At 61.1% G+C, this 6,619-nt stretch carries 5 protein-coding genes and 3 pseudogenes; 3 read left to right on the forward strand and 5 right to left on the reverse strand.

Annotation, left to right across the window (positions count from 1 at the left end; genetic code table 11):
• Positions 1-251: pseudogene (locus F759_RS40495) on the forward strand (DDE-type integrase/transposase/recombinase); the annotation flags it as partial.
• Positions 252-294: 43 nt separating this feature from the next.
• Positions 295-1,231, forward strand: a pseudogene (locus F759_RS39725) (IS110 family RNA-guided transposase); the annotation flags it as partial.
• A 315-nt stretch (positions 1,232-1,546) separates the two neighbouring features.
• Here F759_RS39725 and F759_RS0134770 read toward each other — a convergent pair.
• The 3 genes from F759_RS0134770 to F759_RS39730 are packed head-to-tail and all read right to left on the reverse strand — an operon-like array spanning position 1,547 to position 4,082.
• The gene (locus F759_RS0134770; protein ID WP_027803825.1) at positions 1,547-2,200 is read right to left on the reverse strand and encodes a glycosyltransferase; all 654 of its coding nucleotides are present in this window, start codon (positions 2,198-2,200) and stop codon (positions 1,547-1,549) included.
• The gene (locus tag F759_RS0134775) at positions 2,197-2,859 is read right to left on the reverse strand and encodes an SAM-dependent methyltransferase (RefSeq protein WP_027803826.1); all 663 of its coding nucleotides are present in this window, start codon (positions 2,857-2,859) and stop codon (positions 2,197-2,199) included. Before F759_RS0134775 ends, F759_RS0134770 begins: the two co-directional genes overlap by 4 nt.
• A 23-nt stretch (positions 2,860-2,882) precedes the next feature.
• Complete coding sequence (locus F759_RS39730; RefSeq protein WP_244438999.1) at positions 2,883-4,082, reverse strand: acyl-CoA dehydrogenase family protein; 1,200 nt, start codon at positions 4,080-4,082, stop codon at positions 2,883-2,885.
• A 188-nt stretch (positions 4,083-4,270) separates the two neighbouring features.
• On the opposite strand from F759_RS39730, the pseudogene F759_RS39735 reads away from it, so the two are divergent.
• Positions 4,271-4,932, forward strand: a pseudogene (locus tag F759_RS39735) (transposase).
• Positions 4,933-5,736: 804 nt separating this feature from the next.
• Here F759_RS39735 and F759_RS43560 read toward each other — a convergent pair.
• Both F759_RS43560 and F759_RS43835 read right to left on the reverse strand, forming a co-directional pair.
• The gene (locus tag F759_RS43560; protein WP_167334056.1) at positions 5,737-5,892 is read right to left on the reverse strand and encodes a hypothetical protein; all 156 of its coding nucleotides are present in this window, start codon (positions 5,890-5,892) and stop codon (positions 5,737-5,739) included.
• Between the two features lie 541 nt (positions 5,893-6,433).
• Positions 6,434-6,619, reverse strand: a 186-nt coding sequence (locus F759_RS43835; protein ID WP_027803828.1) for a hypothetical protein, incomplete at its 5' end; no start/stop codon positions are given.

The following is a 6,619-nucleotide window of genomic DNA, read 5'->3' on the forward strand; positions in this document are numbered from 1 at the left end:
CGCGGTGAATGCCGAGCGCGAGATGCCCATCAGGGTTCGTCAGATCAAGTACTTGAACAACATCGTGGAGCAGGACCATCGGGCCATCAAACGCCAAACCCGACAGATGCTCGGATTTAAGGATTTCAACTGCGCGCGCGTCATTCTGAGTGGCATCGAATTGATGCACATGGTTAAGAAAGGGCAGGTGAAATGTTCGGAAAAAAACTTCGTGGTCTGCCGCCCAGCAATTTTACTCGTTGGTTTCATAAGCGATCCTTGACATATCGCCTTTGCTTGACCCGCTCACCTTACTGCGACGGAACCCTGTATCGTCGGCTGGTCGATAAGGGCTTCGAATGTATGGTGTGCGCACCATCGCTCATCCCACGAAAACCTGGAGAGCGCGTTAAAACAGGTCGGCGCGACGCCATCAAGCTGGTACGTTCCCTGCGGGCCGGCGACCTGTCCGCCGTGCATGTGCCAACGGTGGAAGATGAAGCGTTTCGCGATCTGGCCCGTGCCTGGTCATCGGCGAGAGAAGATCTGAAGCAGGCGCGATGCAGGCTGAAATCGTTCCTGCTTCAGCATGGTGTGAATTATATTGGTCGTGCGGACTGGGGGCCAGCCCACCGACGCTGGTTGAGCACATTCTCGTTTGACAGCGGCTGGCAACAGCTGGCATTCAATGAACACCGACGCACGATCGAGGATCGCCTGGCGCAGTGTGAACGGTTGGAAACCGCGCTGCATGAAGGGGTTGCAGACTGGCGTTTCTATCCCGCTGTGCTCGCTCTGCAAACGATGCGGGGCATCAACTTCACGTCGGCTGTTGGCCTTGTGTCTGAACTGGGCGATCTATCGCGCTTCGAGCACCGCGTCAGCTGATGGCGTGGCTTGGTGTGACGCCGTCAGAACATTCGTCAGGAGGCAAACGGCGACAAGACAGCATCACAAAGACGGGAAACAGTTACGCGAGAAAGCTGCTGGTCGAATCCGCGTGGAGCTACCGGCATCCAGCGCGTGTGAGCATCGATATCCAGCGCCGTCATGAAGGCATTCCAAGGCGATAATTGATCGGGCCTGGGACGCGCAACTACGGCTGTGCCGGCGATACCGAAAGCTGGTGGCCAAAGGAAAGATTGCCCACGTTGCCATCGTTGCGGTCGCCCGCGAACTGGCTGCTTTTATCTGGGATATTGGCCGGCTGGGCATGGCTATGGCACGACCGCAGGACGTTCACCCAGTCTGACATCTGCGAAGCATGGAACCTGTATAGCAACGGAAGAGTTCCCGGGGGGCGGCGCAGCCTGGTATTCGAGCAACCCGCGTCCTCTTTTAGCAACGACATCAGGTCGGCTTGCGAAGCAAGTCAGCGGCAGGCTCATGAGACGGACCACTGTAATGCGGTACCCAACCCGCGAATATCAGCGTGATCCACCGTCGAGAGTTACTGCTACGCCGCCCCCAAGGAATTTGGGAAATGACAGTGAATGCAAGTTCAAAACCCATCCCGATTGACACCGGGAGTCATATCAGAGAGGCGGACAAACGTTTCTTGGCGCTTTTATCCGGCGGCCCATGCCACCAGGGTGTCGGCGAAGCCGCCGCTTGCACGCGCCGACGTGCGCGCGCTGGTGGTCACCCGCGGCGCGGCGCTCCACGCGATGCGTGCACCGCTCGCGATCAGCCTGTCAACTAGTGCGACATCCTCTCTGCATTTGAGCGGGGGAAACCCGCCGGCGCGTCGGTAAGCATCGGCGGACACACCGAGGTTCGCGCCATGCACGTGGCGATGACCGTCGGCATCGACGTAGGTTTTACGGAAATACTCGCGCACGCTATGCGGATGCTCGCTCCAGTCATCGACCATGATTGAGCCGCAGACGGCGTCGGCCTCCTGCGCCAGTTGTGCGACCAGCCAGCCCGGCGACACGTGGCTGTCGGCATCGGTGAATGCAAGCCAGCGGGCGCCCGCCGCCAGCAACAGATGCGCGCCCGCGGCGCGGGCGCGGCCAACGTTGCGGGCTTTTACGGCCAGCGTATCGATACCGTGAGCCCGTGCGATCGCGGCAGAACCGTCCGTGCATGCGTCGAGCACGACCACAATGCGCACCGGCTCTCCGGCCAGTGCTTCCTGGCGCGACGCTTCGAGCATTGCTCCGAGGGAACGTGGCAGAAACGCCTCTTCGTTATGTGCCGGAACGACGACGCCTATCATTCGAGCCCCTCGCGTTGCGCGATCGAAAGCGGATCCCGCGACCAGACGTCGATCAACAGGCCGGATTCCTTGTGATGCGCTACACGCGCAAGGCCGCAGCGAGCATCAAGTATCTCGTGTGCTGCCTCGGCGGAATGCCGCGCTTCGCTAAACGGGCGTCGCCAGTGACAGGCGAGCAACGTGGCATCGGTCGTCAGCGACGCGGCGATTCGCACGGCGAGGGCTTCAAGATCGGGCGCATCGAGATAATAAGCAAATTCGCTGATCAGGATCAGATCGAACGGCTCTACCTCGGTCGGCCAGTCAGCCGGGACCCAGCGCTGTTCGACGCGCACCTGGGGCGCGGTCGCGCCGGTTACAGTGCCGTTCGCCGTGTGATCGGCGAGACTCGCGTGCGCAGGGCGGGCCAGGCGCTCACGTGTGAGCAGGACTGCGCGCTCATGCAGATCAGCAGCGAGCAGCGTGTCGCAGCGGCTCGCCAGTTCGACGGTCAGTTCCCCGTTCGCGCAACCCGGCTCGAATGCGTTCCGGTACCGCTCACGCGGCAACATAGCCAGTGTCAGCGCGCGCTTGCGGCGCTCATACCAGCCTTTGCGCAGCTTCCACGGATCGTCGCTCTGCTTGTACAGTTCATCGAAATACGTCGCCATCGAGTTCATGCCAGCGGCCCTCCGGTTTGCGGTCAGAGTAGCCACGGCGCGCTTACCCGGGCGCGTGTCTCGGCTGACGCGGGCGCGACGAGCAACTCGCCGAGCGCGGCAAGATCGCGCTCGGCGTGGCTCTGGCGAACAAAGACGGGCAGATCGGCCAATGCCCGGGCAAAGCGCGCATCGCGGCACAATGGCCCCGCACCCAGTGCGCGCGTCGCGTGAACCATCACGGCACCCGCCGCCTCTTCGACTGCCAGCCGCGCGCGCAACGCTTGACGCTGCGCGTTCGCCTGCGGGTTCGTGTCAATGTAGGTGGCGGTTTCGCGCAACACCGCGGCAGCCGATTGCAACGAGACATCGACGGCGCCAAGATGAGCGAGGCGATGAGCGTCGGCACGCTGCGAACACGCGTTGCGCAGCGCCCGGCCGATTTCAGCGGCCGCGCCGTACCAGCAAGCGGCAACGCCAGCGCCGCCGTGCCAGAAGCCGGCGCGCCGCACATACGCATGGGCCGCCCCTACTAGGGTCGCAGGTGTGCGGTCGAATGTGACGTCAGCGCTCGCAGTCACCTGCATGCCGACCGCCTGCCACTTGGACGTGTCAATAGAAATGCCGGGCTGGTTCATCGTTATCGCGACCAGCACCGGCTGGTCGTCGAGCCATGAGGTGAGTAACGCGTGACTCACGACTGGCGCACCCGAACACCACGCTTTGGTGCCGCTGAGCTGAAGCTGGCCGCTGTCGCTTTCTGTTCCGACGCGGCTGGCTTGCACCGGTGCGCCGGGCGGCTCGGCGGCCCAGACGCCCCAGCAACTGCCCGCTGTCGGTGAAGGGCCCTGCAGTTCGGCCAGGATGGCGAGCGCGTCAGTATGTGCCTCGAACAGTTTGACGAGACCGAGGTCGCACGCGGCGACTGCGGCCAGGGCGCGCCAACGCTTCAATGTTTGCCCATGGCCTGGAAGCGGCAATACAGGCGCTCGGTCGTAGCCAAGCATGACCATCTCGCGCAGTGTGGCGCCAAGTGACGCGAGGTCGTTCGGATCGAATTCTGGATTGAAGCGCGCGGCCTGCACAAAGTCTTCGAGCGAATTGCACGACTGCGAGACGGTCTGTCCGCTGCGTCGCGCGTGACGCGCAGGGTACGAAGGACAAAGATTATTACGGTCAGACCCACTCCGCGTGCGCAGGCGCTCTTCACATACGTCGGGCGCATGGTCACGCGTATCTGGCATCTTGCCTCCTCGATGATGGAATATTGCGTAAGTAACCTGTTGGAAGTGTCGACGGCGCGGCATCCAGTCTACCGGCAGCAAATGCCGTGCCGCCCAGCGGGTCAGTTAAGGAAGATCTGCAAAAGTCCTGGCATTGCGTTGTTGCTGAGCTATCTGGAAACATAGCGAATTAAGTGAGGGGCAACGTGATGACGCAACCTGGTCTTGGTCTGGATCTGTCAACGAAGCGCACGCGCAAGCGGGAATTTCTCGATGAGATGCGACGCGTTGTGCCTTGGTTGAAGCTGATTGCGCTAATCGAGCCGCACTATCCCACGGGCAAAAACCGGTCGGCCGCCGTTCCCGATTGCAACGATGCTGCAGATTCACTTCATGCAACAATGGTTTGGTCTATCAGAGCCTGCTATGGAAGAGGCACTCTATGACGTGCCGCTTTATCGAGAGTTCGCGGGTCTCGACGGCGGGACGTTCGCTTGCCGGATGAAAGCAGGATTTTCCGGTTCCGCGGGCGCAAATGCTGGCGCTGGTCAATGAAATCCTGACGGAGAAAGGCCTGATGCTTAAGCCTGGGTCGGCAGTCGATGCCACCCTGATTGCCGCGCCCGGTTCGACAAAGAATGGCTCCGGCACGCGCGATCTGAGCGATTCGTTGGACGCGATCTACGATCAGATCGAACGCCTGAAGGCGGGTAATCGGGCCAAGGTCGAACACCCGTTTCGCATCCTCAAGCGGCAGTTCGGTTACCTGAAGACCCGCTATCGTGGTTTGATGAAGAACACCGCGCAGATCACCACGCTGTTTGCTTTGGGCAACTTATGGATGGCGCGCAGAGCTTTGCGCAAAGCTTGAACGCCGAGGCTGCGATGGTTGAAGCTAGCGACTGGCGACCTGAAATGTGAGCACTGTCAGGCGAGGAACAACAATGGTTATGGGACTTTCGTTCGTCGGCGGACTGCTCGCCGTCTTTATTGTCTGCTACGTGCATTATGAGATTCCAAAATTTACAAAGGGCAATGCGAATCGCGTTGTGGCCCAAGTCGCTGTGGTGCTAGTGGGGTGTGGTTTCGGCTTTGTCTGTGCTCGGGTTCCGACCGTCAGCACCGCGCCATGGGTTAAGTTCGCTGCCGGCTTCACCGCCGTGCACGTTCCGCCCGCAGTAGTGCTGTTTATCAAATACCTACGGCACTCGGGTAGGTCGTGATTGCTGGAACGGGCGACCGTAGTTTTCCTGATCTGCCCGCAAGCATTACGATGGAGCATGCGGATGGTTTAGGACAGTCGTGCAGCCGGGGCACTCCGACAAGCTCGCGAAGGACACCGATTTCTGCGAGATCTGCTCCTTTGTCAAAGCACCCTGTCCGCATAGAGTCGAGCATACTGCCGCTGCCGGTCAGCTTTTTCGGCCGAGGTGCGTCCAGCCGCCGATACCGTCCCCCTCCGGTGCGTGCCGACCGGATACTTAATGGGCGCATAGTGGCCGTCGCGTCGGCACGTTGCTGACCGTCGCCGCGGATGCACTCGGCCGTTGCCGCGTTTCTGCTCCGGTCACGGGGTTGCAGATCGCGGCGGCGGTTTAGCCACATACCAGTACATTGTCAGGACGATCAGTTCTCGCAACTCACCTGGCAATGCTTTCGGTGAACGGTCCCCGCCTTATGGCTTATCGTCCTCCGGATCGGGGTCGAGGTCAGGATCGAGTGACGAGGCGTCCGGGTCTTTTGACGGACCGACATCGGGCAGATCAGATTGCACGACGTCAGACTGATCGGGGCGGATCGGATTCTGCCCTTCGTTAGGCGTTGTCGACATGGCCGTTCCTCCTTTGTGTTAGGTGCGGGCATAGCTGTCTCCGCAAGCTGCGGTCCCGCCCGGGCGATTCCGGTCGGGCATTGGTGCGGCTTTTTCGCGTCGCATGGCGGGTCGAGCGCTGCATGTCGCGCAAGTGCCGAGCGTCAGTGCCGTGCGGAGTAGAACAGGCAATTGCGGGAAGATCATCGAATATGCCGTGGCTCTCCGTGATCAGCGCAACACTTTCTCCAAGTCGGCGCGCTTCGCGCCTAGCAGATTGCGGAAATACCCCGCGGCCGCGTGTTCGGAAACAGTCTGCTCCGCAAAAACCTAGATGTGCCTCGCTACGCGCTTGCGTCTGCCGTCGAGGTCGTCATTGACAAGACGAAGCAGGCGAAGAGTTGACGTGTTGCTGTCAACTGCGCATCGGATGCTGCACGAGGCGCGGCAAGCGCTCAGACGACTCATGAGGGTCCTGCCGACACGGTTGGGATGGTGGAAGGGGGCGGGCAGTGCAAAAGCAACAGCAGACGGCGCGCGACAATGGCGCCGTTGCGGTGCGCTATTGCTGGGCGATTCTGAAGGGACCGTCGATCTCCGTTGCGCGAAGATAGTCTGCAGACGGGCGGCGTCGCGTCTCGGCCTCGACCGCGGGCTCTGTCGCATTAACGCGGGAGAGGTAAAATTCGAGGCTCAGGAAAACGCTTTGGCCACTCGATGAAAAAGACTCCAACGCCACGAACGACGC

It is taken from the genome of Paraburkholderia dilworthii (genome assembly GCF_000472525.1).
Lineage (GTDB): Bacteria > Pseudomonadota > Gammaproteobacteria > Burkholderiales > Burkholderiaceae > Paraburkholderia > Paraburkholderia dilworthii.

Excerpts from the sequence above, each read along its gene's own strand:
- F759_RS0134775 (WP_027803826.1), bottom strand. The coding sequence starts at position 2,859 with ATGAACTCGATGGCGACGTATTTCGATGAACTGTACAAGCAGAGCGAC.
- F759_RS39730 (WP_244438999.1), bottom strand. The coding sequence starts at position 4,082 with ATGCCAGATACGCGTGACCATGCGCCCGACGTATGTGAAGAGCGCCTG.
- F759_RS43560 (WP_167334056.1), bottom strand. The coding sequence starts at position 5,892 with ATGTCGACAACGCCTAACGAAGGGCAGAATCCGATCCGCCCCGATCAG.
- F759_RS0134770 (WP_027803825.1), bottom strand. The coding sequence starts at position 2,200 with ATGATAGGCGTCGTCGTTCCGGCACATAACGAAGAGGCGTTTCTGCCA.